The sequence below is a fragment of the Halomonas sp. PAMB 3232 genome (genome assembly GCF_031954225.1).
Classification (GTDB): Bacteria; Pseudomonadota; Gammaproteobacteria; order Pseudomonadales; family Halomonadaceae; genus Vreelandella.
This window is the reverse complement of record NZ_CP134865.1, coordinates 474091-500439: the sequence shown is the minus strand read 5'-3', so window position 1 is coordinate 500439 and position 26349 is coordinate 474091. Positions and strand designations below refer to the sequence as shown.

Sequence of the window (26349 nt, the reverse complement as noted above, 5' to 3'; positions counted from 1 at the left end):
GCACGGGGGCGGCGCAAGGCCGCTGACCCGACAAACGAAACCGATGCATTAATGGGCACCTAGTGTAACGAAAGCGGGGGGTGGGTGCATCTACCGCCCTGCCCGCACACGCAAAAACCCGGCCGGAGCCGGGTTTTCAAGAGAGTACCGAGACGTACTTAGAAGCGGTAGGTCAGCTGCGCGCCAAAGCCATGAGCTTCGTTTTTGTAGTCCGCCGAGTAGGTCGCCCCGCCCACCGGGATACCGCGAGTCGCCGGGCTTGCCAGCAGATCCTGGCGCGACTGCTCGACGGAAGTGCCGCGCTCGGTCAGGTACGAGTAGGCCACGTCCAGCGTCAAATCGGGAATCGGCGTCCAGCCCGCGCCCAGTGAGAAGATGCGCCGGTCATCGGAGGGAATGCGCACGCTTCTGAACTCGTCATTGGTCGGCGTGAAGTCGAGCGTGACGCCCGCGCGCAGCGCAAGCTCGGGGGTGAGCTGGTACTCACCGCCGGTGGCGAACGCCCAGGCGTTGGAGTAGTCCTGCTGCTCCTGAGTGATCACGCCGCCGCCGGTGCCGGTGACGCGAATCTCGTCGAACTGGCTCCAGCGTACCCAGGAAGCGCCGAACATCAGCTTGAGTCGGTCGCTCATCTGCTGGGTCAGCGAGAAGTTGACCGTCTCCGGCGTGGTCAAATCGAGCGAGGCGTTTGAGTCGGCGCGCACCACGTTGCCCAGCGGGTCGGTCGCGGAGAAATCGCCTTCCAGGGTGTAGTCGACCTTGGAGCGGTAGGTCAGACCGAAGGTGGTCTCCGGGACCGGCTGATAGATCACGCCGAGGTTATACCCCCAGGCCTCGTCGTCGCCTTCGACGCGCGAGTCGATATCGGTGGCGGCGCTGAACGCCGGGCCGGAAGGCAGCTGGCGGCGCAGCTCACCGTCGACCTTGTTGTAGGTAACGCCCGCGCCCACCGACCACTGGTCGTTGAAGCGGTAGGAGACCGTCGGCTGCGCCGACTGCACGACCACTTCGGTGTAGTCACCGAAGTAGCGGCCCTGAAACGAGCCTTCGTACTCGGTCTTGGAGCCAAACGGGGCGTAGACGCCGAAGCCGAACGCCAGCCGCTCGTTGACCGGATGCGCGTAGAACGCGAACGGCACCAGCGTGCCGGGCACCATGTCGCCTTCGTTGGTACCGGGGATACCGCCCACGGGCACCTGAACGCCGTTGGGTGCGCCGCCGGTCGCCACGCCCGAGTCCAGCGTACGGCTGGCCTGAACGTTACTGATGTCGGTTTTCGGGTTCAGGTACGTGCCGCCGGCGGTGATCTGCGCGCGGTCGAGAAACGACATGCCCGCCGGGTTGCCGTAAACGATGGTGGCGTCGTTGACGTTGGAGCTGCGTCCGGCGTGCCCATAACCTTGGCCGCTGACGCTCTGTTCGTTGATCTGGTAGCCCCCGGCGTTGGCCTGGCTTGCGAAGGCCGCCGCCGCAACGGCGGACACCAGCGCGAGTTTTTTTACGTTGTTATGCATAGTGAGCCTCGTTTTCGAATGATCCGGCAGGCACTACGACTCGCCCGCCTTATTATTGTGTTCCAGTGATTAGTTTTCGCCCAATGCGGGCGCGGGTTCAAGAGGCAAACGCTCGTTTTATTTATTTTCGGGGCTATCCATTAGTCGTACGAGCATTTTAATGCGCGCCGAACGGCTTTTCTCAAACTCGTAGGCACGGTTTTAATGCCGCCATGAAAACACAGCGCAGCGTTGAAAGCGCCGGGGGAAATCGCCCCCGCTGGGGCTAAAGTTTTGGCCCGCCGTTACGAGAACCAGGCGCGGCCTAGCTCACGCCGATATAGCGCCCGGGCTTGTGGTTGAGCGCGATGATGAGATTGAGCGTCAGCGCGCCCAGCACCGAGTAAGCGACGCGATCCAGCGGCAACTGGGTGAGCGCGACGGCGAGAATCACGGAGTCGACGCCAAGCTGCACGTAGCCCGCCCGCAGGCCATGGCGCTGCTGCAGGTAAAGCGCGAGGATGTTGATGCCACCCAGGCTCGTGCGATGGCGAAAGAGCATCAGCATGCCAAGACCCATCAGCGCCCCGCCCATCAGCGCGGCGTAGAGCGTGGGTACGCTCTCGAAGACCACCCACTCGCCGGTCAGCTCGGAGAAAAGTGACACGAGACCGATGGCAATGAAAGTGCGCAGGGTAAAACTCCAGCCCATGCGCTTGATCGCGAGATAGTAAAACGGCAGGTTGATGGCGAAGAACCAGACGCCGAAGCCCCAGCCGGTCATGTAGTTCAACAAAAGCGCCAGCCCCGCCGTGCTGCCGGTGAGCAGGACCGCGTGGGTATAGAACGTCACCCCCAGCGCCACGAACAGCGTGCCGAGCAGCATCGCGATGGCGTCTTCGACCAGGGTATGCGGGTCCTGGGGCAGGTCTTCCACGCGCATGAGTGCGTCCCTTTTATGTCCTTGTTGATACTACGGCCGCGTCGCCAGGCGCTTATATGATCTCGGCGTGCTCGACCATCAGCTGCAGTGACTCGCGTCCGCGCCAGCGGTTGCGGTTGAGTTTGAACGCGCAGGTCAGCGTATCGCCGACGCCGAAGGCGGGCAGCTCCCCGGGCGTCAGGGCGCGAAACCAGATCGCCTTGCAGGTCACCGGGCCGCTCGAGAGCTCCAGCATCAGGTGCACGCCGTCGCCGCCCACCGGGCGCAGCGACTCGACGATGAAGTCGCCCTGAAACAGCGGCGCCTCGAACTCGCGGCCGAACGGGCCCAGCGCGTCGATTTCGCCAAGTGTCGCCAGATTCAGCTGGGCGGCGTCGAGAGTGCCGTCGGTGTAAAGCTTTGGCGTGCGCGGTTCGCTTCCGAGCTGCTCGGTCACGGCCTGTAGAAACGCCGCCTTGAACGCCTCGCGCTGCTCGAGCGCCAGGCCCACCCCCGCCGCGCCGCTGTGCCCGCCAAAGCGCGGCAGCGCCTCGGGGGCAAGTTCAAAAGTGCGCTGCAGGGCGTCGCGCAGGTGAAGCCCATCGATGGAGCGCCCGGAGCCGGTGAGCATATTGGGTGCGGCGGCTTTGGTCAGTACCACCGCCGGGCGCCCGTACGCCTGCACCAGGCGGGAAGCGACGATGCCCTGCACGCCGGCGTGGCCGTCTTCGAGAAATACCACTACCGCGGGCTCGCCGGCCTCGATCGCCGGCAGCGCCAGGCGCTTGGCCTCTTCGGCCATGTCCGCCTCGATCGCCTTGCGCGACTGGTTGTCCTGATCCAGCACCTCGAGCTGGCGATTGGCTACCGCGTCACTTTCGGCCAGCATATAGTGAAGCGCCGCGTAGGGGTCATCGAGGCGCGAACGGGCGTTGATGCGCGGGCCCATTTGGAAGGCCAGCGTCTCGGCGTTGAACGGCACGCTGTCCGCCCCGAGCCTTGCTGCCATGGCGCGCCAGCAGGCGGCGTCCATCCGGTTGATCAGGGTCAGTCCGTGGCTGACCACCGCGCGGTTGGCGGGGCTTGCGCCGAGCGAGACGCAGTCGGCCACGGTCCCCAGCGCCACGTACGAGAGCCAGGGCGAGAGCTTGGGCGTGGCCTCGTTCAAAACGCCCCACTCGATGAGCACGCCGCGGGCCAGCGACATCAAAAGCCACGCCACCATGCAGCCGGCGATGGTCTTGTCCGGATAGTCGCAGTCCTCGCGCGTCGGGTTGATACAGGCGTATGCCGAGGCCGGCGGCCCCGCTTGGGGCAGCGCGTGGTGATCGCTCACCACCACGTCGATGCCCGCCTCCTTCAAGCGCGCGATCCGCGGCTCGTCACTACTTCCGCAGTCGGCGGTAATCACCACGCTCGGGCGCGGCGACAGCGCCAGCGTGCGCTCGACCAGCGGCAGGCTGATACCGTAGCCGTCGTTGATGCGATGGCCGATCAGGCTGTGAAGCCGCTTTTCCGGCACGCCAAAAAGCTCGACCAGCGTGCGCCGAATCACCACGTGAGAGGTGATACCGTCGACGTCGTAGTCGGTCAGGATGCCGATCGACTCGCCCTCGGCGACGGCCTTGGCGATACGCTCGGCGCCGCGCCTGCCGTGGGCCAAACGCGCCGGATGGGCGAGATAACGAAGGCTCGGCGACACCAGCGGCGCAAGCGGCTCGGTGTAGCCCGGCAGGCGCGAGGCCAGAAGCCTTGACTGCAGCTCGGAGAGGCCCTCTTTTTGGGCGCGAGCGTAAACCGCCTCGTCCAACGGACGAGGCGTCAGTCGGGGCCGGCTGGCGTTTTGCGAAAGCGTTGCGATGGCGTCGCTCACATCAACCATCAGTGCTTGCGACGATGATCGATCACGAACTGCTGGACGCTTTCAAGCTCGGCCGGCAGCACCGCGTAGCGCTCTTCGCGCTCGAGCAGGTCGTCCATGTGGGTCGGCAGCGCCACGCCCTGAAAGCCCGCCTTGACCACGGCCTCGGCGAACTTGGCCGGGTGAGCGGTAGCCAGCGTGATCACCGGTGTGTGGCTGTCAGCGCGTTCGCGCTCGGCGGCCCGGTAGCCGGTCGCGGTGTGCGGGTCGAGCATCTCGCCGGTGCGGTGATGCGCCTCGCGGATCACTTCCAGAATGGTCGCATCATCCACGCTGTGGCTGGCGAACTTCTCCCGCAGCCGCGCAAGCGGGGCCTCGGCGAGCGCCGTCGGCTCTTTTTGGAAGCGCTCGAGCAGTGCCGCGACCGCCTTGCCGTCGCGCTCGTAGGCATCGAACAACAGCCGCTCGAAGTTCGACGAGACGACGATGTCCATCGACGGTGCAAGCGTCGCTTCGAGCTCCTTTTTGGAGAAGTCGTTGGCGGCAAGCGTACGGTGCAGAATGTCGTTGGCATTGGTGGCGATGATGAACTGCTTCACCGGCAACCCCATCTTGTAAGCGGTGTAGCCCGCGAACACGTTACCGAAATTCGCCGAGGGCACGCAGAAGCTGACCTCGCGGTGCGGCGCGCCGAGCGCGACGCCGGCGGCCACGTAGTAGACGATCTGGGCCATGATGCGCGCCCAGTTGATCGAGTTGACCGCGACCAGCCGGGTACCCTGCAAAAAGTGTTGATCGGCGAAGCTCGCCTTGACCATCGCCTGGGCGTCGTCGAAATTGCCTTCGATGGCGATATTGAAGACGTTATCGGCCAGCACCGAGGTCATCTGGCGCCGCTGCACCTCGGATACCCGCTTATGCGGATGCAGAATGAAGATATCCAGGTTGTCGCAGTGGCGACAGCCCTCGATCGCTGCCGAGCCGGTGTCCCCGGAGGTCGCGCCCATGATCACCGCGCGCTCGCCGCGCTTTTTCAAGAAGTGATCGAGCAGACGCCCCAGAAGCTGCAGCGCGACGTCCTTGAACGCCAGCGTCGGGCCGTGGAACTGTTCGAGCAAAAAGTGGTTGGCGTCGAGCTGCTTGAGCGGCACCACCGCGTCGTGGCTGAAGGTGGCGTAAGCCTCCTCCACCAGACGCTTGAAGGTAGCGTCGTCGATCTCACCGCCGACGAACGGCTTCATGACGCGAAAGGCGATCTCGGCGTAGGAGAGCCCGGCCATCGCCTCAAGCTCTTCCTGCGAGAACGTGGGCAGCGTTTCCGGCACGTAAAGCCCGCCGTCGCTGGCCATGCCGGTCAGCACCACTTCCTCGAACGAGAGCGCGGGGGCCTGGCCCCGCGTGCTGATATAGCGCATGTGACTACTCCCCTTCGTCCAGGCTCTCCACGCGGATACGCGTGACCGGGCCAGCAATATCGGCCATCGCCTCGATTTCGCGAATCGCCTCGTTCATCTGCTTCTCCCGGGTGCGGTGCGTCAGCAGGATGATCGGGACGAGCTCGCCTTCGGTGGCCTCTTTCTGAATCAGCGCTTCGATGGAGATGCCCTGCTCGGCCAGAATGGTGGCGACCCGTGCCAGCACGCCGGGGCGGTCCACCGCCAGAAGGCGCAGGTAGTAGGCCGTGGTGATCTCCTCCATCGGCATGATGGGCAGATCGTTGATATCGTCTTCGATGCCGCTGAAGGCGAGATACGGCACGCGATAGTGATGGTCGGTGGTGATGTCGCGGGCGACATCGAGGATGTCCGCGACCACCGCCGAGGCGGTCGGCTCGGCGCCGGCGCCGGCGCCGTAGTAAAGCGTCGGGCCGACCGCATCGCCCATCACGGCGATGGCGTTCTTGACGCCGTGCACGTTGGCGAGCAGGCGCTCTTTCGGAATCAGGGTGGGGTGAACGCGAAGCTCGAGCCCCTTGTCGGTGCGCTTGCAGATGCCCAGATGCTTGATGATATAGCCCAGGTTGTCCGCCTGCTCGACGTCCTCGGCGGTGATGCGCGCGATGCCCTCGGTGAAGGCTTTCTCGAACTGCAGCGGCACGCCAAAGGCAATGGAGGCCAGAATGGTCAGCTTGTGGGCGGCGTCGATGCCTTCCACATCGAAGGTCGGGTCGGCTTCGGCGTAGCCCAGCGCCTGGGCTTCGGCGAGCACGTCCTCGAATGCCCGCCCTTCGTCGCGCATGTGGGTCAGAATGTAGTTGCCGGTACCGTTGATGATACCCGCCACCCAGTCGATGCGGTTGGCGCCCAGGCCCTCGCGCAGCGACTTGATCACCGGGATACCACCCGCCACCGCCGCCTCGAACGCCACGATCACGCCCTTCTCATGCGCGGCGCGGAAGATTTCGTTGCCGTGCACGGCGATCAGCGCCTTGTTGGCGGTGACCACGTGCTTGCCGTTTTCGATGGCGGTGAGCACCAGCTCGCGGGCGACGTCGTAGCCGCCGACCAGCTCGACGAGTACGTCGACGTTGGGGTTGGTCGCCACTTCGAACACGTCGGTAGTGGCGTTGATGCCGGTAATGTCGCAGTCGGGATGAATGCTGCGATGGGCGACCTGCTCGATCACGATCGGACGGCCGGCGCGGCGAGCAATGTCATCCGCGTTGCGCATCAAAACGTTGAACGTGCCGCCACCGACGGTTCCCAAACCACAAAGGCCTACTCTTACCGGTTTCAAAATACTTCCCCTCTAGCTTCGCACCCTAGGGTGCGGCGTCTTGATAGTTGAGTTTGGCGTGCGCCACCCGTGGCGGCATTTTAATCGTTTACGTCAGTCATCCAAGCCTAACATGCCGACCAGCCGATCCGGCGGAACAAATCCCGGCACCAGCTGCCCATCGGGCAAAATAATCGCCGGCGTGCCCGTGACGCCGAGCTGCATGCCGAGCTGGTACTGATCCGCCACCGGATTGTCGCAGATCTCGCCGCTCACGCTCTCACGGCTCTGGGCGCGCGTCATCGCTTCGCTGCGATTATCCGAGCACCAGGCGCGCTCCAGTGTTCTGGCAGCGTCGCTGTCCATGCCTGCCCGCGGAAAGGCCAGGTAGTGCACCGCAATGCCGCGCTCGTTGAGCTCCGGCACGCTTTCGTGCAGCCGCTCGCAGTAGGGGCAGGTCGGGTCGGTGAAGACCACCACGGTCGCCCGGGGCTCGTCCACGCCGCGATAGACGAAGCGCTCGGACGCCGGCACCGCGTCGAGCGCGGCCATGCGCTGCTGGTTTTTCGCCTGCTCGGTCAGGTTCACCAGGCCCTGCTCGGCGTTCTGATAAAGATCGCCGACCAGAAAGTAGCTGCCGTCTTCGTTGGCGTAGAAGGACTCGCCGTTTTCCAGGCGCACCTGGTAGATGCCTTCCATGGGCGTTTCGAGGACTTCCTCGACGGGCATGGGCTGGCCGTTGACTTCGAGCGACTCGGCCAGGCGCTCGGCGTCGGCCTGAGCCGCGGCGGGCAGAAGCGCCGCGCCCACCAGCAAAAACGGCGCAAGCCGTGAGCGCGACCCGGCGCGTGATAATAACGTCGTGCGTTGACGCATGGTATTCAACCTCGTGGATGATGATCGGCGTGCAGCTGCTCCAGACGCGCCTGGGCAACATGCGTGTAAATTTGCGTCGTGGACAGGTCACTGTGTCCAAGAAGCAGCTGTACGACCCGCAAATTGGCCCCATGATTCAATAAATGCGTCGCAAACGCGTGGCGCAGCGTATGCGGCGATAAAGAGCGGGTGATATTGGCCGTGACGGCGTGAATTTTAATCCGATGCCAGAAGGTTTGTCGCGTCATGGCGTTGCCGCCGCGGCCGGGAAACAGCGCCGGGCGAGTCACGTCCGCCATCAGCGCGGGCCGGCCGCGCGCCAGATACTCCTCGAGCCACCCTACCGCCTCGTCGCCCATCGGCACCAGCCGATCCTTGTCGCCCTTGCCGCGCACCCGCACCACGCCCTGGCGCAGGTTCACCGCGTCACTGGAAAGCCCCACGAGCTCCGAAACACGCAGCCCACAAGCGTACAAGAGTTCGAGCATGGCGCGGTCGCGAAGCCCGAGCGCGGTGGCGGTGTCCGGGGCGAGCAGCAGCCGGTCGACCTCTTCCTCTTCGAGCGTATTGGGCAGGCTCGGGCGCACCCGGGGCAGCGCCACCTCGGCCAGCGGGTCGTGGTCGATGTGACCACCGAGCTGCGCCCAGCGGTAGAAGCTTCGAAGCGACGACAAAAGCCGGGCGTTGCTTCGAAGCTGATAGCCGGCCTGCTGGCGCTCGTCGAGCCAGGCGGAAAAGCGCGCGGGGTCTGGCGCCAGCAGGGTCTCATCGAAGCGTTCGAGATACGTCTGCCAGGCGATCAAATCGCGCCGGTAGGCCGACAGCGTATGCTCGCTTGCGCCCTGCTCGAGCCACAGGGCGTCCAAAAACACATCGATGTCGTTCAAGGCCAGACTCCCGGCGCGCAGCCAATAAAAAACCCCGCCCCGCAAAGCGGAGACGGGGTTGTGTACCCGGGCGCGAACGCGCCCGCAAAAAAGCCGCGATTACGCCAGCTTTTCCTTGATACGGGCCGACTTACCGCTGCGCTCACGCAGGTAGTAGAGCTTGGCCTGACGTACGTCACCGCGGCGCTTGACTTCGATGGAGTCGACCAGCGGGCTGTAGGTCTGGAAGGTACGCTCGACGCCCACACCGTGAGAGATCTTACGCACGGTGAACGCGGAGTTCAGGCCACGGTTACGCTTGCCGATGACCACACCTTCGAAGGCCTGCAGACGCTCGCGAGTGCCTTCCTTGACCTTGACCTGAACGACGATGGTGTCGCCCGGTGCAAAGCCCGGAATTTCCTTGCTCATCTGCTCGTTTTCGATCGCCTGGATCACCTTGTTCTTGCTGCTCATGTCTTACTCCTGAATAACGTAATGGTTTGCCACGCAGTTGTGGAAGGGGCAAACCGTGATCCCGGCGCTCGAAACGAGCCACGCGGGAGTCGTTATGGGTGACGCAGGTGCGTTAAGCCCTGCACCGCCGCCCTGGCCTACCCGTGGGGCAGGGCGTTTTCTTCGATGAACTCGTCAAGCAGACGCTGCTGCTCGGCGCTCAAGGTGCGTCCGGCCAACAGATCGGGCCGACGCTGCCAGGTGCGCCCAAGCGACTGCTTCAACCGCCAGCGCTTGATCGCGCCATGATGGCCGCTTAGCAGCACATCCGGCACCCGCTTCCCGTCTATGACTTCCGGCCGGGTGTAGTGCGGGCAGTCCAACAGACCGTCGTTGAACGAGTCCTCGATGGCGGAGTCCTGATGCCCCAGCACGCCGGGAATCAGCCTTGCCGCTGCGTCGATCAGTACCATGGCCGGCAGCTCACCGCCACTCAGCACATAGTCGCCGATCGACCACTCTTCGTCGATGTCACTTTCCACCACCCGCTCGTCGATACCTTCGTAGCGCCCGGCAACCACGACCAGCGGGCCGCCTTGCACCAGCGCCTCGACGCCCGGCTGATCGAGCTTTCGTCCCTGGGGCGAAAGATAGATCACCTTTGGCACTCGCCCTGTCCGCGAAAGCCCCTGGGCTTTTGCATCGGCGATCGATGCGCGCAGCGTATCGACTTTCATCAGCATCCCGGGGCCGCCGCCGTAAGGTCGGTCGTCCACGCTGCGATGCTTGTCGGTGGCGTAGTCGCGCGGGTTCCAGAACCCGAGTTCGATCTGGCGCCGTTCGACGGCCCGACCCACGACCCCCTGGCCGGTGAGCGCGTCGAACATCTCGGGAAAAAGCGATACCACGCCAAACCACAGGGCGGGTGCTTCTTCACCGCGTTCGCTTTCAAAGGGCGCGTTCTGAAGCGTTGGATCGCTCAAAATTCGCTGTCCCAATCGACGATCATACGGCCCTCGACGAGGTCGATATCGAGCACCACGTCATCGGGCAGATACGGCAGCAGCCGCTCGCGCTTATCGATGGCCTCGCTATCGCCGCGTACGACGATGACATCGTTGGCGCCGGTTTCGAACAGATAGCTGATCTGCCCCAGGCGCTCGCCTGACCGAGTGAAGACGTTCAAACCTTCGAGCTCGTGCCAGTAGTACTCATCATCCGCCAGTGTCGGCAGCACGCTCTTGGGCAGCAGGATTTCGGCCTGGGCCAGCGCTTCGGCGGCCGTTCGGTCGTTGACATCCTCGAGCTGCACCACCAGCGCCTTGCCCTGCTGGCGCCCCTGAATGACCGGCATTCGCGTCAGGGTATCCCCCTGGCGAACCCACCACTCCGGGTACTGCAGGATACTGTCGATAGGACTTGTGTAGGAGTATACCTTGAGCCAACCCTTCACCCCGTGGGGGCTGGTCAGCTTGCCGAGCACCACGTGCTCGTCTGTCTGGCCGGCGTCTAAACGCGTCATTGGCCCGTGCTCCTACAGTGCATTACCACAAAACCGCCATCCTACGAACCGTATCCCTGTTCGTCATCGACGAACGTTCAGGCTTACGCCTGCTTGCGTGCTTCTTTCACCAGCTCGGCAACGCGACCAGAGAGCTGTGCGCCCTGGCTTTGCCAATGTACGACGCGGTCCAGATCGACGCGCAGACGCTCTTCCTGACCACGGGCTACCGGGTTGAAAAAGCCGATGCGCTCGATGAAACGGCCATCACGGGCGTTACGCGAGTCGGTGACGGTGAGGTGGTAAAAGGGACGCTTCTTGGCGCCACCACGTGCCAAACGAATGGTAACCATACGATAACTATCCTTCGGTTGAGGTTACGAGAGTGGAGCATGGCGACATCGCCATCAGAACACTCATCATGCTGTTTTCCGGACTATTTTCCGGTACAACTTCCGCGATACAGCGCGCGCCTGGCGATACCGACTGCAGGCCGTTTTGTACCTTTTTTCACGCCCAGGCGACAGGCTCGGACGGCGCACTCGACGCCCCGCTTGCCAACACCCACACATGAAGAGGCCGCATTCTACGCAAATGCGGCCTGCTTGGAAAGCCTGACAGCCAGAAAACTCGCAGGGCGTCAACCGCGCCCAGCCTCGTTCCCGGCGTTTTTCATCGCACGGCTCGAGGGCCTTTCGTCAGGCGCTGTCGCGCACGACGAGCGACCCGGCCACGCGAACGACATTGACCGCGGCCGCGGGCGTGGCCATGCGCCGCTCCAGCAGCCGAAGCGCTTCAGAAGCGGTCGTTTTTACCGGATTGGTGACGGTCGTCAGCGGGCAGAGCCCAAAGGCCGCGCTCGGCACGTCGTCAAAGCCGGTCACCGCAAGCGCCCTGGGTACCTCGATACCCAACCGCCGGGCGGCTTCGAGCGCTCCCAGGGCCATGGCGTCGTTGGCGCAGACGATGGCGTCGATAGCGGTTTTCGAGCGCAAGAGCTCGGTGGCGGCGAGGACGCCGCTTTCCAGCGAGAAGTCGCCTTGGGCGTGGGCCACGAACGAATGCCCGGCGCTTGCCAGCGCGCGCTCGGCGCCGCTCAGACGCTCCTGGTGGGAGAAGGCGTCCGCGCGCCCGCCAAGCCAGGCCAGACGCCGGCGCCCCTGGCTCAAGAGCCTGCCCACCAGTGCCGCCATGCCGGCCTGGTTGTCGCAGCACACCGCATCGGCCTGACAGTTGTCGAGCACTCGCCCGATCAGCACCAGCGGGGCGCCACTTCGGCGACACAGCGTGGCGATGTCCGGGCTCACCGAGCCCGCCGCCACGATCGCGCCTTCCACCTGATAGGAGAGCGCGTGGTGAATCATCTCGCTCATGTTGTTGCCCCCGGCGGGCAGCAGCAGCGGCTGATAACCGCGCTCGGTCAACGCCGCCAGCAGGTGCTCCAGAAGCCAGGCCTCATAAGGCTTCGAGACGCTGCCGACCACCACCGCGACTAGCCCGGTGCGCTGCCCGGTCAAGCCCCGGGCGATCAGGTTGGGCCGATAGCCGAGCGCGGCGGCCACGCCCAGCACGTGTTCGCGCTTTTTCACCGACACCGACGCCCCGGGTGTGAACGCCCGCGACACCATGGCGCGAGAGACCCCCGCCGCCGCCGCCACGTCGTCCGCCGTCACGCGGCGCTTTTGCTGTGTCATGGCACACCTTCTGCCTGGTCGTGGATAAAGAGCGCGCGCGATAAAAAAGCAGCGCCATGCGAGCGACATCAAAGCGTCACAGTGACGTTTTAGGATCGCCTCATCACTTTTTTGCACGCGCTTTCAAAATACCCGTTTGGCGAGGAGCCTGCCAGTGTCGATGAATGCTCTCACTCTGCGCGACGTGACGGTCGACCTCAAACAACGCCGCATCCTCGAGCGCATCAGGCTCGACGTGGCACCGGGCAGTTTCACCTGTCTTCTGGGGCCGTCAGGCTGTGGCAAGACCACGCTCTTGCGCGCCATCGCCGGCTTCACGCCGATCAGCGACGGCGACATTCGCCTTGGTACGCGATCGATCGCAGCGCTTGCTCCGGAGAAGCGCGAGACCGCGATGGTGTTTCAATCCTACGCGCTGTGGCCGCACATGAGCGTGGGCGAGAACCTCGCCTACCCGCTGAAGCTTCGCGGCGTGCCAAGCCTCGAGCGAAAGCGCCGGGTAGCGGCGATGCTCGAGCGGCTGGCGCTTGGTGGCTTCGAGGCACGTTCGGTCACCCAGCTTTCCGGCGGCCAGCGCCAGCGCATTGCGCTGGGGCGCGCGCTGATCATCGACCCGCCACTGCTGCTGCTGGATGAGCCGCTTTCGAATCTCGACGCCGCCATTCGGCGAAGCCTGCGCGGGGAGCTTCGACGCCTGCAGAAATCGCTCGGGCTGACCACCGTCATGGTGACTCACGATCAGGAAGAAGCGCTGCAGATGGCCGATCAGATCGTGCTGATGCGCGAAGGCCAAATCGTTCAGGTGGCCCCACCCGCCACCCTCTACGAAGCCCCCGCCGATCTGGACGCCGCCCGCTTTCTGGGCGTGGACAACACCGTTGCGTGCACGGCACAGGACCCCTTGATGCGTGCCGGCGCCGCGACGCTTGGCTTTCGCACCCGCGATGCTCGCATCGACGAGACCGCACTCGATCAAGGCCTGCGCCGCCAGGGCCAGGTCATCGAGTGCGTCTACACCGGCGACGGCTATCAGGTCAGCGTCGATGTGCTGGGCACGACGCTCTTCGCCACCGCCGCCGCGCCGCTGCCACCGGGGCGCTTCGTCACCCTGCAGGTTCCCGAGAAGGCGCTGATGCCCTTCGACACCCACCAGCGTTATCTATCCACCGCCCACCGTCAGGAGCACACCGCATGAACACATCCCGTGAAAACGCCCTTCGCTCGCCCCTCTTTCGTATCGCGCCACTGGCGCTCGCGCTTGCCGCGGTGACCGGCCAGGCGAGTGCCGACACCACGCTCAACGTCTTCACCGCCGGCGACGACAACATGGTCGCCTACGTGAACGAGTTCCTCGCCCCGCGCTTCGAGGCGAGCCACCCGGATGTCACCGTGCGCGCCCTCGGCACCGGCCCAGGCGATGCGGGCAGCCAGGCGATCTTTGAAACCATCAGCGCTCAGCGCGACAGCGAAAATTGGGACGTGGACGTCGCCGTCCTGCATCAGCGCATGGCCGGGCAGATGGTCGAAGAGGGTCTGCTGCGCCGCTACACCGATGAGCTGGACACCGCCGCGCTGGCCACCGGCGAGAGTGCGAAAAACGCGCTCGGCGTGGACGTCGAGGGCTACGTGATGCCGATGTTTCAGAGCCAGATCGCGCTGGCCTACAACCCGGCGCTGTTGGCCGAGCCGCCGCAAAGCTACGCCGAGCTTGCCGAGTGGGTGACCGAGCACCCGGGCGCGTTCGGCTATAACGGCATCACCGGCGGCATGGCCGGCGTCGGCTTCGTGTTCGGCTGGATGTACGCCTTCACCGACATGGCGGACACCCTGCAAAACGGCCCCTGGCAGGAGAATGCCGAGGCGCGCTGGAGCGATGCGCTCGAGGGGCTTCGCGCGTTCAATGCCGATGTCACCATGACGCCGGGCAACGCCGGCACTTTGGATGCCATGAACCGCGGCGAGATCAGCATGGGCCCGGTGTGGATGGACATGTACTACACCTGGAAAGCCGACGGGCGCCTGAACCCGGATTTCCGCCTGCTGCTGCCCGAACCCGGCATGCCCGGCCAGCCGATGTACTACGCCATTCCCGAACGCGCCGAGCACGCCGAACTTGCCGCCGAGTTCATCGCGCTTGCCACCAGCCCCGAGGTACAGGCCGAAGGCATCGTCGGTGAGTTCAACTGGTTTCCGGGGATCGACGCCGAGCACGTGAAAGACGAGCTGAGCCAGGCGCAGTGGGACGCGCTCTACGCCGATGTCTCGCCAGAGACGCTGGCCAGCCGTGGGCGTTCGATGCCCCAGGGCGACTACTTCCGCGCCATTCTCGAAGCCTACGAGCAGAAAGTCAGCCGCTGAGCCGGCACCGACCCGCCACCGGGGGCGTCTCGCCCCCTTCACGTTGACGAGCGACCCTCATGACTTCGTCCTCTCTTGCCACATCCTGCACGCCGCCGCGACGGCGCCTGGTACCGAGCCTCGGGCTGCTGCTGGTGTTTCCAGCCATGACCGCGGTGGTGCTGCTTTATGCGCTGCCGCTGGTGCGCTCGCTGGCGAGCGCCTTTACCGATGAAAGCGGGCTCACCTTCGATCATCTGACGCGCGCGCTCACGCTCTACGGGCGCGACGTGGCGTTTTCCATCGGCGTAAGCCTGGGGGCGCTGGCGCTCATCGCGGCCTGCTCGGTCGCCATCGCGGGCTACCTGACGCTCGGCGCCACGCCCTGGGCGGTGCGCGCCCTGCGCTGGCTCTATCGCTGGCCGCTGTTCATCCCCTTCGTGGTGGCCGGGCAGCTGTCGCGCTCGTTTCTTTCCACCAACGGCATGATGAACACCGCGCTGATCGAGGCCGGGCTCATGAGCGCCCAGAGCGCACAGAGCTTTCTGGACTGGCGCGGATTGATCGTGACCTTCGCCTGGAAGCAGATTCCTTTCGTCACCCTGCTGCTGGCCGGCGCGATGGCGGCCATCGATCAGAGCCACAGCGAGGCGGCGCGCAATCTGGGCGCCGGGCGGCTGCGCTGCCTGTTTCAGATCGTGCTGCCCCAGGCCGCGCCGACGCTCTGGGTGGGGCTGATTCTCTCGCTGGTGGCGATGCTCTCGGTACTGTCGGTGCCGATGATGCTGCTGTCCGGCAACCCCACCATGATGACCTCGATGATGGCGCACCGCATTACCTACTACGGCGACTACGGCGTGGCCAACGCCCTGGGGCTCTTCTCCTATGCGCTGACCGCCGTGACCGCCTGGATCTATCTACGTCTGACGCTTGCCCGGGAGGCCCGCCAATGAACGCCTCGCGTCTCGTTTCACAGCTGAGCCTTGGGCTTGCGCTCGGGCTTTTAGCCTTCGTCGTCTTCGGCCCACTTTTGAATCTCGGGCTCTGGGCCTTCGCCGAGCAGTGGTTCTACCCCCACACGCTGCCCACCCAGTGGGGCTTCGATTTCTGGGCGCGGGTCTTTCGCCCCCGCGCCGGCGCCTGGAGTTCACTGTTCAATACCGTGCTGGTCGCGTTCTCCGCGGTGGCGCTCTCCATGGCGCTGGCAGTACCGGCGGGCTACGCCCTGGCGCGGCTGGCGCTGCCCGGGCGCCACGCCATCATGCTGCTATTTTTGCTGCCCCAGGCGTTTCCCAACCTGCCGATCTTCGTCAACATCGCGGCGATCTTTCACCAGCTCGGGCTAAACGGCACGCTGATCGGCGTGGTGCTGGTGCACTCGCTGCCGGGGCTGGTCTACGCAGTGTGGATCGCGACCGCCGCGTTCTCGGCGGTGGACCGCTCGCTGGAGGAGTCGGCGCGCAACCTGGGGGCTTCACCGCTGCGCGCGTTTTTCGATGTGACGCTGCCCCAGGCCCTGCCGGGGCTGCTCGCCGCATCGATCTTCGTGTTTCTGGACAGCGTCGACGAATTCACCGGCACGTTCTTCGTCGGCGCGCCGGAAATCACCACGCTGCCACTTCTGATGTTCAACGCCTCGATGGGCGGGAACTATCAGGTGGCCGCCATCACCGCGCTGATTCTGCTGATTCCGTCTATCGGCTTCATGCTCGTCATCGAGCGTTTTCTCAAGGCGGACGTGCTGTCCCGCATCGGCCGCTAGGCCGGTGCCTACCCGAGTCTTTCCTTCATGCTGATCGCCCACCTTTCTGACTTTCATCTTTTCACCGAACGCTCCGAGACCGGCGAGGCGCGCGGCGATATCGCGCGCGTGCTCGAAGCGCTGGTGGCGGATATCGCCGCCCTCGCCCCCTGCCCGGACATCGTCGCGATTAGCGGCGATCTGGCCGACGGCGGCACCCCGGCGGATTACGCGCGCCTGACTGCGCTGCTCGCCCCTCTCTCCATGCCGATACTGGCGGTGCCCGGCAACCACGACCGGCGCGGCGCGATGCGCGAGGGGCTCGGCAGCCGGCTGACGGGGCTGGTGCCGGGGCCGTTTCTGAATGCGCGGGTGGCGCTTCCCGGCGTGACGCTTTTGGGCCTGGACACGGTGGTGCCGGGGGCGCCCCACGGGGCACTTTGCGCCGAGCGTTTGAACTGGCTGGAAGGCGAGCTCGCCTCAAGCAAGGGGACGACGGTGATCGTCATGCACCACCCGCCGGTTCAGACCGGCCACCCGCACTGGGATACGTTCAGTCTGATCGAGGGGCGCGAGCGGTTCGCCGAACTGCTGGCGGGTCGCTCCGTGAGGATTCTGTGTGGTCACATCCATCAGCCGTTTCATACCGACTGGGGCGCGCACCACGTGGGGGTGGCGGGTAGCCCGGCGTTCGAGTACCACCTGACCCCGGGCAGCATCGAGGCGCCGTGCCCGCAGCCGGTGCCCTTCAGCTACCCCCTCCATCACTGGGGGCCGCAGGGCGTGAGCGTGTACCGGCGCCACCTGCGCGCGTAAGCGATACCCCAACGCAAGAGCGCCCGCCGGATCACCGGCGGGCGCTCTCGTCATTCGCTCTGGGGTTGGGGGTCAGGGGCCAGACGCTTTAGCCTAGCGCCAGGGCATGCCGCCGGGGCCACCCATGCCGCCCATTCCACCGGGGCCGCCGGGCCCGCCCGGGCCACCGCCGCCCATCATGCCGGACATGCCGCGCATCATCTTCTGCATGCCGCCCTTCTTGCCGGCTTTCTTCATCATCTTCTGCATCTGCTTGTGCTGCTTGAGCAGGCGGTTAAGCGCCGGTACGTCCAGCCCCGCCCCAGCGGCGATGCGGCGCTTGCGCGAGCCGTTGATGATGTCCGGCGAGCGCCGCTCCCTGGGCGTCATGGAGTTGATCAGCGCCTCGAGCTTGCCCATCTCCTTTTCCGGACCCGGGCCCTGAGCCATTTCGGCCATCTGGCCCATGCCGGGGAGCTTGCCGAGAAGCCCGCCCATGCCGCCCATCTTCTTGAGCTGCTGGAGCTGTTCGCGGAAGTCCTCGAGATCGAAGCCGTCACCCTTTTTCACTTTTTTGGCGAGCTGGGCGGCCTTGTCCTTGTCAACGGTGCGCTCGGCTTCCTCGATCAGCGAGAGCATGTCGCCCATGCCGAGGATGCGCGAGGCGACGCGGTCCGGGTGGAACGGCTCGAGCGCATCGACCTTCTCGCCCACACCCATGAACTTGATCGGCTTGCCCGTGATGTGACGCACGGACAGCGCGGCACCGCCGCGGGCGTCACCGTCGGCCTTGGTCAGGATCACGCCGGTCAGCGGCAGCGCTTCGTGGAAGGCCTTGGCGGTGTTGACCGCGTCCTGGCCGGTCATGGCGTCGACGACGAACAGCGTCTCGCTTGGCGTGATCGCTTTGTGAAGCGCCTGGATCTCCGCCATCATCGCTTCGTCGATGGCCAGACGCCCCGCGGTATCCACCAGCACCACGTCATGGAACTGGATTTTGGCGTGCTTGATCGCGGCGTTGGCGATATCGACCGGCTTTTGATCCGAACTTGACGGGAAGAAGTCGACCTCGACCTCTTTCGCTAGCGTTTCGAGCTGGTCGATCGCCGCCGGGCGGTAAACGTCCGCCGACACCACCAGCACCTTTTTCTTCTCACGCTCGCGCAGATAGCGGGCGAGCTTGGCGACCGAGGTCGTCTTACCGGCGCCCTGCAAACCGGCCATCAACACGACCGACGGCGAGCCTTTCAGGCTGAGGCCTTCGTTGGCCTCGCCCATGATCGCCTCGAGCTCCTGCTGGACGATCTTGACGAACTGCTGGCCCGGCGAAAGGCTTTTGGACACTTCCTGGCCGACGGCGCGCTCGCGCACACGCTCGATGAACGCCTTGACGACGGGAAGCGCCACGTCCGCCTCGAGCAAGGCCTTTCGCACCTCGCGAAGCGTTTCCTTGATGTTGTCATCGGTCAGGCGCGCCTGACCCTTGATCGACTTCAGCGTCTGGGAAAGACGCTCGCTCAAATTCTGGAACATGGGGCCTCTGCCTTTGTCGCTGTCGCCGGGCGTAGACGCCGCCGGACGTGTGTTGGCTCGATTATACGCGCTCAGCGCGTGAGTCTCTATGGCTCTTCGCGTTGCGCTGCTGTGCGACGCTTTACGATTGGTTATAGTAGACGCTAGTCTCTAGGCTCTTTGGTCGCTCGTGGCCATCGCTCATGACCACGTTCTCGACCACGTTCTCGCGTCGTTTCCTCATCACTTATGCGCGACATGCGCACGGATAGCATCATGCAGGCGCTGCCTTTCGCGACCATCGCTTTCGTACTCTATATCGCCGCGGCCATCTGGCAGGGCATGACTCTGGTTCGCCGCGTGCCACCGCGCCGGGGCATGGTGCGCCTTCTGGGCGCTATCGGGCTTCTGCTGCATATCCCTGTGGTGGTGATGCTGCTTCGGGAAGCGCCGGGGCTTTTGCCCGGCTTTACCACCAGCGTCACACTGTTGATGGCCGTGGCGGTGAACGTGGTGCTGATCGCCAGTCTCTTCAAGCCGGTGTTGAACGCCGCCATCGCACTGTTTCCACTGGCCGGGGTGGCGCTGATCTTCGCCACCTGGCTACCCAACCAGGGCAGCCACACCGGGCTTACGCCGGGCATTTTGCTGCACGCGGCAAGCTCGGCGCTGGCGTTTGCGGTGCTGGCCATCGCGGCGGTGCAGGCGGTGCTGGTCGGGCTTCAAAACCAGGCGCTCCGGCATCACCACATTCGCGGCATCGTGCAGTCGCTGCCGCCGCTGACCACCATGGAGCGCGTGTTGTTCGAGCTGGTCTGGGCCGGCGTTTTGCTGTTGACGCTGTCGATCGCCAGCGGCCTGATCTTTCTGGACAACTTCTTCGCCCAGCATCTGATGCACAAGACGGTGCTGTCGATCGCGGCCTGGGTGATCTTCACCACTCTTTTGGTCGGGCGCCACCGCTTTGGCTGGCGCGGCATGCGCGCCGTGCGCTGGACGCTGGGCGGCTGTTTGCTGCTGGTGCTGGCCTATTTTGGCAGTAAATTCGTGCTGGAAATCATTCTCGCGCGCTAGTGCCGATGGGGGTGCGCTTGACAGCCACCCCCCACCCTTTTACAACGAGTTTGATACGCCACAAAGGAACCTTCGACTTGAGTGACGATTTCCCACTGGGATTACTGTTTGGCCTGCTGGCCCTGCTGATACTGCTATCTGCCTTCTTCTCGAGTTCTGAAACGGGCATGATGTCGATCAACCGCTATCGACTCAGCCACCAGGCCGGCAGCGGCGACCGCCGCGCCAAACGAGTCATGCGTCTTCTGACTCGCCCGGACCGGCTGATCGGTGTCATCCTGATCGGCAACAACTTCGTCAACAACCTGGCCGCCTCGATCGCCACCATCATCGCCATTCACTTCTTCGGCGACGTCTCGGGCCCGGCCATCTCCACCGCGCTTTTGACCATCACCATTTTGATCTTCTCCGAGGTGACGCCCAAAACCTACGCGGCGATCAAACCCGAGCGCATCGCCTACCCCTCCTCGATGGCGCTGGAGCCGCTCTTGAAGCTTCTGTACCCGCTGGTATGGCTGGTCAATGCGGTCTCGAACGGGCTTTTACGGCTGGTGGGTGTCAAAAGCGTGGAAAACGGCGGCGACAGCCTGACCCGCGACGAGCTGCGCACCGTGGTCCACGAGGCGGGCACGCTCATTCCCTATCGCCACCGCGCCATGCTCCTGTCGATTCTCGATCTCGAGAACGTCACGGTGAACGACATCATGGTGCCGCGCCACGAGGTGCTGGGCATTGATCTCGACGACTCGCTGGAGGAGATTCTCGCCCAGATTCGCACCAGCCAGCACACAAGGCTTCCGGTCTACAAGGGCGATATCAACAACATCATCGGCATGCTGCACCTGCGCAACGCCGCGCGCTTTCTCTCCAAGGAGGAAGTGACCAAGGCGGCGGTGGTGCAGGAGGCGCGCGAGCCCTACTTCATTCCGGAATCGACCCCGCTTCATACGCAGCTTTTGAACTTTCAAAAGCAGAAGCGGCGCATCGGCATCGTGGTCGATGAGTACGGCGATGTGGAAGGGCTGGTGACGCTGGAGGACATTCTCGAGGAGATCGTCGGCGAGTTCACCACCGACGTCTCCGAGGACGAGGAGATTCACCAGCAGGACGATGGCAGCCACGTGATCGAAGGCACCGCCAACATTCGCGAGATCAACAAGATGCTCGGTTGGCAGCTGCCCACCGACGGCCCCAAGACGCTCAACGGGCTGATTCTCGAGCATCTGGAAGCGTTTCCGGAAGGCCCCGCGTCGCTGCAGATTGGCGGCACGCGCATGGAGATTCTGGAGATTCGCGACAACCTGATCACCTCGGCACGCTGCTGGCCGCTGATGCGCCTGCAGCGTCGCTAGGTACGCCCGGCCGACGACCCAGCGCTACCGGCTCTACCGGCTGACGCGACTTTTTTGCAAGACTACTTGTTGCGCGACTGCACGCTCTTCTCGCCCGCCTGTTCGCGGCGGGCGATATCCTGCTCGCCAGCAGCCTTCAGCGCTACGACGCGCGCCTGCAGGTAGTGACGAAGGGCGGTGTCCTGAGCCTCCTGAGCCAAGATCGGCGGGCCGAAGGTGACCTGTACCCGCGCGCGAAAACGCCTCGGCCACTTTTTGAAAGCGGGGCCATTGCAGCGCGACGCCCAGGAGCCCCAGAGCCCAGCAAGCCCGGCGGGCACGACCGGCACGTTGTCTCGCGAGAGCATCGTTTCGAGCCCGCGACGAAATGCCTGTACCTCACCGTCCGGCGTTAGCCGCCCTTCGGGAAAAATCATCACGACTTCGCCGTCGCGCAGCGCTTCGCTGATCTTTCCAAGCGTACGTCGAAGCCCGGCCGGGGTACGCCGCTCGGACTCGACCGGAATCGCGCCCACCAACAAAAACCACCACTTGAGCCAGGGCGAGTCATAGATCGGCTGATCCATGACGAAGCGCAGCGGCCGGGGGCTCGCGCCGCCCAGCACCAGTGCATCCATGAAGCTTACGTGATTACACACCACCAGCGCTGCGCCCCTGGCGGGCAGGTGCTCGCGGCCATGCACGCGCAGCCGATAGCTTGCGCGCATGGTGATATAAATGGCGTGGCGCAGCACGAAGCGCACCGGTTTGACCAGTCGTTTCATGCACCCCGCCCTTGAGCGCCCACTCCTTCACCATCAGTCCCCTGAGCGCGAAGCCCGGCCAGCACCGTGCTCATCAGCTGATCGAGCAGCTCGTCGACCTTGAGCTGCTGGCCTTGCCAGTAGCCCAACCGCTCGTTCAGGCCAAGCTGCACTAGCCCATGCACGCTGCCCCACAGAGTGCGCCCGAGTCGCCGCGCCTCCTGGTCGTCCAGCGCCGGCTGATAGCGGGTGAGCGATGACTCTACCTGGGTAAAGAGCGCCTCGATCAGATCGCTCTGGCGCTGGTCGAGTTCGCCCTCTTCGGCCAGGGGGTAGTCGAACAACAGCTGCCAGCGGTAGCAGCCCTGCTCGGCGAAGCGCCAGTAGGCGTGGGCCAGCGCGCGAAGCCAGGGCTCGGGCTCGTCCTCGGCAAGGCTTTCGATGGTTTGCTGCAACCGCGCCAGGGTGTCGACGTTGACGTGCTGGAGCAAATTGTTGAAGCTGCCGTAGAGTTTGAGCAGCGTACTCGGCGCGCACCCCACCTCCCGGGCCAGCGCACGCAGCGATAGGCCGTGCACCGGCCGCGTGGCCAACCACTCATCGCAGGCCTGCATGACCTGCGCATGAAGGGTGTCGGGCGCGTGCTGTCTGGGACGGGCCATGGCGGTCTCTTGAAATCATGCAAAAAGGCGAAAGCCTCAGCGCACTTGAGTTTGAGGAAGGGTTAATATAAGACAGGATACCCCACATCGAACACTGTTTTCGATACTATATGACGACTTTAAGCGTATTCTTGTCGTCTGGCTCTAATGCGTTTTATCCCCGGGTGACAAGGAGGCCGGCATGACGGGACGCCTACACGTGCAGCGCCTTTCGCTTTCGCGCATGGTGCCATCGCTTGATCAGCACGACGCGTTCATTACCTCGCCCAACCTGGCCCCGCGCCAGCCGATTTCGGCCATCCGTATGGTGCAGGGCGTTTATCGCCACGAGCCGCTTTTCTGGGGGCTGACGCCGCCCTGGCTCAAGGTGCTCGACCACGCCCCGCACTGCGCCCGCGCGGAGTCGCTCGCCGCCCGGCCGATGTTCGAGGAAGCCTTCAACGCCCGGCGCTGCGTCATTCCCGTCACCGGCTTCTACGTGTGGCAGCCGCGTCACGGCGGTAAACAGCCTTATCTGGTCACCGCCACCGACCGCGCGCCGCTTTTGCTCGGCGCGCTGTGGTGTCGCTATCACACCACGCTCACGGCGTTTACCGACTCTACCGCGCTGATCACCGTGCCCGCCAACGTGTGTCTGTCGTCGCTGACCGACCGCCTGCCGCTGGTCATCGACGCCTCCCAGCTGGAGACCTGGCTTGACCCCGAAAGCCCGCCGGAGACGCTTCAGGCGATGATGACCCCGGCACCGCTGGAACTGTTGGGCGCGTTTCCGGTATCAAAGCATGTCAATAGTCCCGCCAATCAGTCGGCCGCCTGCGCCCATCCGCAGGGGCCCATGCTGCGGTGGAGCGCCCCTTAGCCGTATCTCGACAACGGAGTTTCAATGTTACCAAGCGACCCTTTTTCTCGCGTCTCCCTGCGTGACGCCTTGACCGGCGCGCTGCTCGGCACGTGCCTGTACGCGCCGATGCTCTGGGCCGAACCGCCCCAGGTCGCAAAGGCCTCTACGCCCATCACCAGCCCTTTCGATGCCCGCGACTACCGGGTACTGACCCTGGAAAACGGTCTGCAGGCGCTACTGGTGAGTGACCCCGACGCCGACAAAGCCGCCGCGTCGATGAACGTGCGCGTTGGCAGCGCCCAGGACCCGGAGGATCTTCTGGGCCTTGCCCACTTTCTCGAGCACATGCTGTTTCTGGGCACCGAACCCTACCCGGAGCCGGACGCCTACCAGAGCTACATCGCCAACAACGCGGGCTCGCACAACGCCTTCACCGCGCAGCAGGACACCAACTACTTCTTCGATGTCGACCCCGAGGCGCTGCCCGGCGCGCTCGACCGCTTCAGCGCGTTCTTTCTCTCGCCGCTGTTTAACGCCGACCAGCTCGAAAGCGAGCGCAACATCATCCACTCCGAGTACATGGCGCGCATTCGCGATGACGCCCGCCGCGAAAGCGACGTGCTCGACCAGGTGCTGAACCCGGACAACGCCACCACCGGCTTCGCCGTGGGCAGCCGCGAAACCCTGGCCAGCCCCGCAGAAGGCGAAGCCTCACTGCGCGATCGCATCATCGAGTTCTACCACCAGCACTACGATGCCAACGTCATGAATCTGGCCGTGGTCGCCCCGCAGCCGCTGGATACGCTGGAGGAATGGGTCGCCGAGCGCTTTGCCGACATCCCGGACCACGACCTCTCGGCGCCGACCATCGACGCGCCGCTCGTCCTGAGCGACGAGCTTCCGACGTATCTCGAGCGTCAGTCGCTCGAGGATCGCCGCCGGGTCAACTTCTACTTCCCCGTGCCGGACCCGGTCGACGAGTACCGCACCAAGCCGGCGCAGCTCATCGCGCATCTGCTCGGCGACGAAAGCGAAGGCAGTCTGCTCGCCGTACTGCGCGAAGCGGGCCTAGCGCTTGGCCTCTCTGCCGGGGTCGGGCGCGGCGACGGCGAGCACGCGCTGTTCACGGTCTCGATCAGCCTGACCGAGGAGGGTACCGAGCGGCTGGAGGACGTGCAGGCCACACTCTTCGCCGCCATCGACGAGATTCGCCGCGAAGGCATCGACACCTGGCGTTATGACGAGCAGGCCGCCCTTGCCGAGCAGGCGTTTCGCTTCCAGCAGCACGGCGACCCGCAAAGCGAGGCGACCCGGCTTTCCATGAGCCTGTCGCGCTACCCGGTGGAGGACGTGCAGTACGCTGCCTACCGCATGGACGGCATGGATAGCGCGGCGCAGCAAACCTACCTGGAGGCGCTGACGCCAGAGAACATGATTCGCGTCTACTCGGATCAAAGCGTCGAGGGCGACACCGCCTCGCCCTGGTTCGATACCCGGTGGGCGCGCCTCGACGCGCCGGACACCACAGGCCAGGCGCTGTCCGGGCTTGCGCTTGCCCAGCCCAACCCGTTCATTGCCAGCGACCTGACCCTAGAGCCGGGCCAGGACGAGGCGCCTGGCGTGCTGATGCAGACGCCCTCCTTCACCGCCTGGCACATGCAGGACAGCCGCTTCAATACGCCAAGCGTGGAGTGGCGGATCAGCCTGCAGCACCCAAGCGCAAGCTACTCCGCCGAGGAAGCGGTGCTGACGCGGCTGCTGTCCGGCTGGCTCAACGACAGCCTCAGCAGCGCGCTGTACCCGGCCTGGCTCGCCGGGCACTCCTTCAGCGCCTACCCGCACGCGCGTGGCATGACGCTGGCGTTTTCCGGCTGGCGTGACGGCCAGGCGCCGTTCATCGAGCAGGCCATCGAGCAGCTCAAGACCGCCGAGATCACCGAGGACAGCTTCGAGCGCGTGCGCAGCCAGCTTACGCGCGAGTGGCAAAATGCCCCCCAGGCATCGCTCTACGGTCAGGCTAGCCGTTTGGTGGGCGAGGCGCTGTTGTCTCCGCAGTGGGGGAGTCGCACGCTGCTCGAGGCGAGCGAGCACCTCGACCGCCACCACCTGGAGGACTTCCGCCAACGCTTTTTGCGTGGGCTTTACGTCGACGCCATGGCGGTGGGCAACCTGACAAAGGCGCAGGCCCGGGAAGAGGCCGAGACGCTTCGCAACGCGTTGACGCCGCGCCTGACCCGCGATGAGATCATTGAACTCACGCCGCTCTCGGTCGAGCAGGGAGATACAATACTGCGTCCGGATAGCGCTCGAGACGAGTCGCTGGCGCTTCGCTACGTGCAGGGGCGCGATCAAAGCGAGCGCGAACAGGCAACGCTCAGAGTCATCGCTCAGTGGCTGGATACCGATTTCTACCAGGCGCTTCGCACCGAGCAGCAGCTTGGCTATATCGTCAACGCCAGCTACTCACCGCTGCTCGAGGCGCCGGGGATCGCCTTTCTGGTGCAGTCGGCGGACGTCGACAGCGACGACATCGCCGCACGCATCGAACGCTTTTTGGAAGAGGCCGCCGAGGCGCTGGAAACCCTCGATGACGAGGCGCTAGCACCTCACCGCCAGGCCGTGGCGCGCCGGCTAGAGCAGCGCGACACGAGCCTTTCCAGCATGGCCAGCCGCTACTGGCAGGCCACCGCCCTGGACCCGGTGCGCTTCGACCGCCAGGCGCAAATGGCCGAAGCGGTGCTCAAGGTCAGCGCTGATGATGTGCGCGACAGCTGGCCATCGCTGATGGCCCACGTGCTGGAGGTGCGTTTCGATCCGGGTGACACGCCAAGCGACGTGGCCGCCTACCGCGCCACGCTCGACCCCTTCCCACAAGACGACGCGGCGCGCTAGTGTGAGCCGCGCCCGC

24 protein-coding genes are annotated in these 26349 nt (G+C 64.8%); 9 read left to right on the top strand and 15 right to left on the bottom strand.

The window, feature by feature from the left end; all coding sequences use genetic code 11:
• Positions 1 to 158: 158 nt before the first annotated feature.
• From RN346_RS02335 to RN346_RS02280, 12 genes are all read right to left on the bottom strand, one after another.
• Positions 159 to 1514 carry an OmpP1/FadL family transporter gene (locus tag RN346_RS02335; protein WP_263585212.1) on the bottom strand — a complete coding sequence of 452 codons (1356 nt, stop codon included), beginning with the start codon at positions 1512 to 1514 and terminating at the stop codon, positions 159 to 161.
• 304 nt (positions 1515 to 1818) lie between these two features.
• Complete coding sequence (locus RN346_RS02330) at positions 1819 to 2436, bottom strand: YitT family protein (RefSeq protein WP_311959932.1); 618 nt, start codon at positions 2434 to 2436, stop codon at positions 1819 to 1821.
• Positions 2437 to 2488: 52 nt separating this feature from the next.
• Positions 2489 to 4288, bottom strand: coding sequence for a single-stranded-DNA-specific exonuclease RecJ (locus tag RN346_RS02325; protein ID WP_409335779.1), 1800 nt, complete (start codon positions 4286 to 4288; stop codon positions 2489 to 2491).
• Between the two features lie 8 nt (positions 4289 to 4296).
• On the bottom strand, positions 4297 to 5691 hold the full coding sequence (gene thrC / locus RN346_RS02320; RefSeq protein ID WP_263585215.1) for a threonine synthase: 1395 nt from the start codon (positions 5689 to 5691) through the stop codon (positions 4297 to 4299).
• Positions 5692 to 5695: 4 nt separating this feature from the next.
• Positions 5696 to 7012: a homoserine dehydrogenase gene (locus RN346_RS02315; protein ID WP_263585216.1), complete on the bottom strand. Its 1317-nt coding sequence runs from the start codon at positions 7010 to 7012 to the stop codon at positions 5696 to 5698.
• A gap of 93 nt (positions 7013 to 7105) precedes the next feature.
• Positions 7106 to 7867 (bottom strand): DsbC family protein, encoded by a 762-nt coding sequence (locus RN346_RS02310; RefSeq protein WP_311961998.1) that lies wholly within the window; start codon positions 7865 to 7867, stop codon positions 7106 to 7108.
• Between the two features lie 5 nt (positions 7868 to 7872).
• Positions 7873 to 8754 carry a site-specific tyrosine recombinase XerD gene (gene xerD / locus RN346_RS02305; protein ID WP_311959921.1) on the bottom strand — a complete coding sequence of 294 codons (882 nt, stop codon included), beginning with the start codon at positions 8752 to 8754 and terminating at the stop codon, positions 7873 to 7875.
• A 99-nt stretch (positions 8755 to 8853) separates the two neighbouring features.
• Positions 8854 to 9210, bottom strand: a complete 357-nt coding sequence (gene rplS / locus RN346_RS02300; protein WP_263585219.1) for a 50S ribosomal protein L19 — start codon at positions 9208 to 9210, stop codon at positions 8854 to 8856.
• Positions 9211 to 9347: 137 nt separating this feature from the next.
• Positions 9348 to 10109 carry a tRNA (guanosine(37)-N1)-methyltransferase TrmD gene (gene trmD, locus RN346_RS02295; RefSeq protein ID WP_311960811.1) on the bottom strand — a complete coding sequence of 254 codons (762 nt, stop codon included), beginning with the start codon at positions 10107 to 10109 and terminating at the stop codon, positions 9348 to 9350.
• A gap of 59 nt (positions 10110 to 10168) precedes the next feature.
• Entirely contained in the window at positions 10169 to 10711 is a 543-nt protein-coding gene (rimM, locus tag RN346_RS02290; RefSeq protein ID WP_263585220.1) for a ribosome maturation factor RimM, read from the bottom strand.
• Positions 10712 to 10794: 83 nt separating this feature from the next.
• On the bottom strand, positions 10795 to 11043 hold the full coding sequence (gene rpsP / locus RN346_RS02285) for a 30S ribosomal protein S16 (protein ID WP_007111767.1): 249 nt from the start codon (positions 11041 to 11043) through the stop codon (positions 10795 to 10797).
• Between the two features lie 345 nt (positions 11044 to 11388).
• Positions 11389 to 12384 (bottom strand): LacI family DNA-binding transcriptional regulator, encoded by a 996-nt coding sequence (locus RN346_RS02280; RefSeq protein WP_311961997.1) that lies wholly within the window; start codon positions 12382 to 12384, stop codon positions 11389 to 11391.
• Between the two features lie 160 nt (positions 12385 to 12544).
• Between RN346_RS02280 and RN346_RS02275 the strand changes: the two genes are divergently transcribed.
• Genes RN346_RS02275 through RN346_RS02255 form a run of 5 tightly spaced genes read left to right on the top strand, consistent with a single transcriptional unit; the run spans position 12545 to position 17278 of the window.
• On the top strand, positions 12545 to 13579 hold the full coding sequence (locus RN346_RS02275) for an ABC transporter ATP-binding protein (protein WP_311961996.1): 1035 nt from the start codon (positions 12545 to 12547) through the stop codon (positions 13577 to 13579).
• Positions 13576 to 14742 carry an extracellular solute-binding protein gene (locus RN346_RS02270; RefSeq protein WP_263585223.1) on the top strand — a complete coding sequence of 389 codons (1167 nt, stop codon included), beginning with the start codon at positions 13576 to 13578 and terminating at the stop codon, positions 14740 to 14742. The genes RN346_RS02275 and RN346_RS02270 overlap by 4 nt, the downstream gene beginning before the upstream one ends.
• 59 nt (positions 14743 to 14801) lie before the next feature.
• A complete protein-coding gene (locus RN346_RS02265; protein ID WP_311959895.1) occupies positions 14802 to 15674 on the top strand; it encodes a sugar ABC transporter permease in 873 nt (290 codons plus the stop codon).
• On the top strand, positions 15671 to 16483 hold the full coding sequence (locus tag RN346_RS02260; protein WP_263585225.1) for an ABC transporter permease: 813 nt from the start codon (positions 15671 to 15673) through the stop codon (positions 16481 to 16483). The genes RN346_RS02265 and RN346_RS02260 overlap by 4 nt, the downstream gene beginning before the upstream one ends.
• A 27-nt stretch (positions 16484 to 16510) precedes the next feature.
• On the top strand, positions 16511 to 17278 hold the full coding sequence (locus RN346_RS02255) for a metallophosphoesterase (protein WP_311961995.1): 768 nt from the start codon (positions 16511 to 16513) through the stop codon (positions 17276 to 17278).
• Between the two features lie 93 nt (positions 17279 to 17371).
• On the opposite strand, the gene ffh is transcribed toward RN346_RS02255, so the two are convergent.
• Complete coding sequence (ffh, locus tag RN346_RS02250; RefSeq protein WP_263585227.1) at positions 17372 to 18790, bottom strand: signal recognition particle protein; 1419 nt, start codon at positions 18788 to 18790, stop codon at positions 17372 to 17374.
• A gap of 255 nt (positions 18791 to 19045) precedes the next feature.
• Between ffh and RN346_RS02245 the strand changes: the two genes are divergently transcribed.
• Both RN346_RS02245 and RN346_RS02240 read left to right on the top strand, forming a co-directional pair.
• The gene (locus RN346_RS02245; RefSeq protein ID WP_263585228.1) at positions 19046 to 19843 is read left to right on the top strand and encodes an inner membrane protein YpjD; all 798 of its coding nucleotides are present in this window, start codon (positions 19046 to 19048) and stop codon (positions 19841 to 19843) included.
• A 77-nt stretch (positions 19844 to 19920) separates the two neighbouring features.
• Positions 19921 to 21195: an HlyC/CorC family transporter gene (locus RN346_RS02240; protein WP_263585229.1), complete on the top strand. Its 1275-nt coding sequence runs from the start codon at positions 19921 to 19923 to the stop codon at positions 21193 to 21195.
• 62 nt (positions 21196 to 21257) lie between these two features.
• On the opposite strand, the gene RN346_RS02235 is transcribed toward RN346_RS02240, so the two are convergent.
• The gene (locus RN346_RS02235; RefSeq protein WP_311961994.1) at positions 21258 to 21959 is read right to left on the bottom strand and encodes a 1-acyl-sn-glycerol-3-phosphate acyltransferase; all 702 of its coding nucleotides are present in this window, start codon (positions 21957 to 21959) and stop codon (positions 21258 to 21260) included.
• Entirely contained in the window at positions 21956 to 22600 is a 645-nt protein-coding gene (locus RN346_RS02230; RefSeq protein ID WP_263585231.1) for a TetR/AcrR family transcriptional regulator, read from the bottom strand. Before RN346_RS02230 ends, RN346_RS02235 begins: the two co-directional genes overlap by 4 nt.
• Positions 22601 to 22781: 181 nt before the next feature.
• Between RN346_RS02230 and RN346_RS02225 the strand changes: the two genes are divergently transcribed.
• Positions 22782 to 23459, top strand: coding sequence for an SOS response-associated peptidase (locus RN346_RS02225; protein WP_311959881.1), 678 nt, complete (start codon positions 22782 to 22784; stop codon positions 23457 to 23459).
• Positions 23460 to 23483: 24 nt separating this feature from the next.
• A complete protein-coding gene (locus RN346_RS02220; RefSeq protein WP_311961993.1) occupies positions 23484 to 26333 on the top strand; it encodes an insulinase family protein in 2850 nt (949 codons plus the stop codon).
• The last annotated feature ends 16 nt before the right edge of the window (positions 26334 to 26349 follow it).

Bases quoted from the DNA above. Each gene is read 5' to 3' on its own strand.
- RN346_RS02275 (WP_311961996.1), top strand. From the start codon at position 12,545: ATGAATGCTCTCACTCTGCGCGACGTGACGGTCGACCTCAAACAACGC.
- RN346_RS02310 (WP_311961998.1), bottom strand. From the start codon at position 7,867: ATGCGTCAACGCACGACGTTATTATCACGCGCCGGGTCGCGCTCACGG.
- ffh (WP_263585227.1), bottom strand. From the start codon at position 18,790: ATGTTCCAGAATTTGAGCGAGCGTCTTTCCCAGACGCTGAAGTCGATC.
- rimM (WP_263585220.1), bottom strand. From the start codon at position 10,711: ATGACGCGTTTAGACGCCGGCCAGACAGACGAGCACGTGGTGCTCGGC.
- RN346_RS02335 (WP_263585212.1), bottom strand. From the start codon at position 1,514: ATGCATAACAACGTAAAAAAACTCGCGCTGGTGTCCGCCGTTGCGGCG.
- thrC (WP_263585215.1), bottom strand. From the start codon at position 5,691: ATGCGCTATATCAGCACGCGGGGCCAGGCCCCCGCGCTCTCGTTCGAG.
- RN346_RS02235 (WP_311961994.1), bottom strand. From the start codon at position 21,959: ATGAAACGACTGGTCAAACCGGTGCGCTTCGTGCTGCGCCACGCCATT.
- RN346_RS02230 (WP_263585231.1), bottom strand. From the start codon at position 22,600: ATGGCCCGTCCCAGACAGCACGCGCCCGACACCCTTCATGCGCAGGTC.
- RN346_RS02265 (WP_311959895.1), top strand. From the start codon at position 14,802: ATGACTTCGTCCTCTCTTGCCACATCCTGCACGCCGCCGCGACGGCGC.
- RN346_RS02220 (WP_311961993.1), top strand. From the start codon at position 23,484: ATGTTACCAAGCGACCCTTTTTCTCGCGTCTCCCTGCGTGACGCCTTG.
- rplS (WP_263585219.1), bottom strand. From the start codon at position 9,210: ATGAGCAGCAAGAACAAGGTGATCCAGGCGATCGAAAACGAGCAGATG.
- RN346_RS02280 (WP_311961997.1), bottom strand. From the start codon at position 12,384: ATGACACAGCAAAAGCGCCGCGTGACGGCGGACGACGTGGCGGCGGCG.
- RN346_RS02260 (WP_263585225.1), top strand. From the start codon at position 15,671: ATGAACGCCTCGCGTCTCGTTTCACAGCTGAGCCTTGGGCTTGCGCTC.
- RN346_RS02255 (WP_311961995.1), top strand. From the start codon at position 16,511: ATGCTGATCGCCCACCTTTCTGACTTTCATCTTTTCACCGAACGCTCC.
- RN346_RS02245 (WP_263585228.1), top strand. From the start codon at position 19,046: ATGCAGGCGCTGCCTTTCGCGACCATCGCTTTCGTACTCTATATCGCC.
- RN346_RS02270 (WP_263585223.1), top strand. From the start codon at position 13,576: ATGAACACATCCCGTGAAAACGCCCTTCGCTCGCCCCTCTTTCGTATC.
- rpsP (WP_007111767.1), bottom strand. From the start codon at position 11,043: ATGGTTACCATTCGTTTGGCACGTGGTGGCGCCAAGAAGCGTCCCTTT.
- RN346_RS02225 (WP_311959881.1), top strand. From the start codon at position 22,782: ATGACGGGACGCCTACACGTGCAGCGCCTTTCGCTTTCGCGCATGGTG.
- RN346_RS02330 (WP_311959932.1), bottom strand. From the start codon at position 2,436: ATGCGCGTGGAAGACCTGCCCCAGGACCCGCATACCCTGGTCGAAGAC.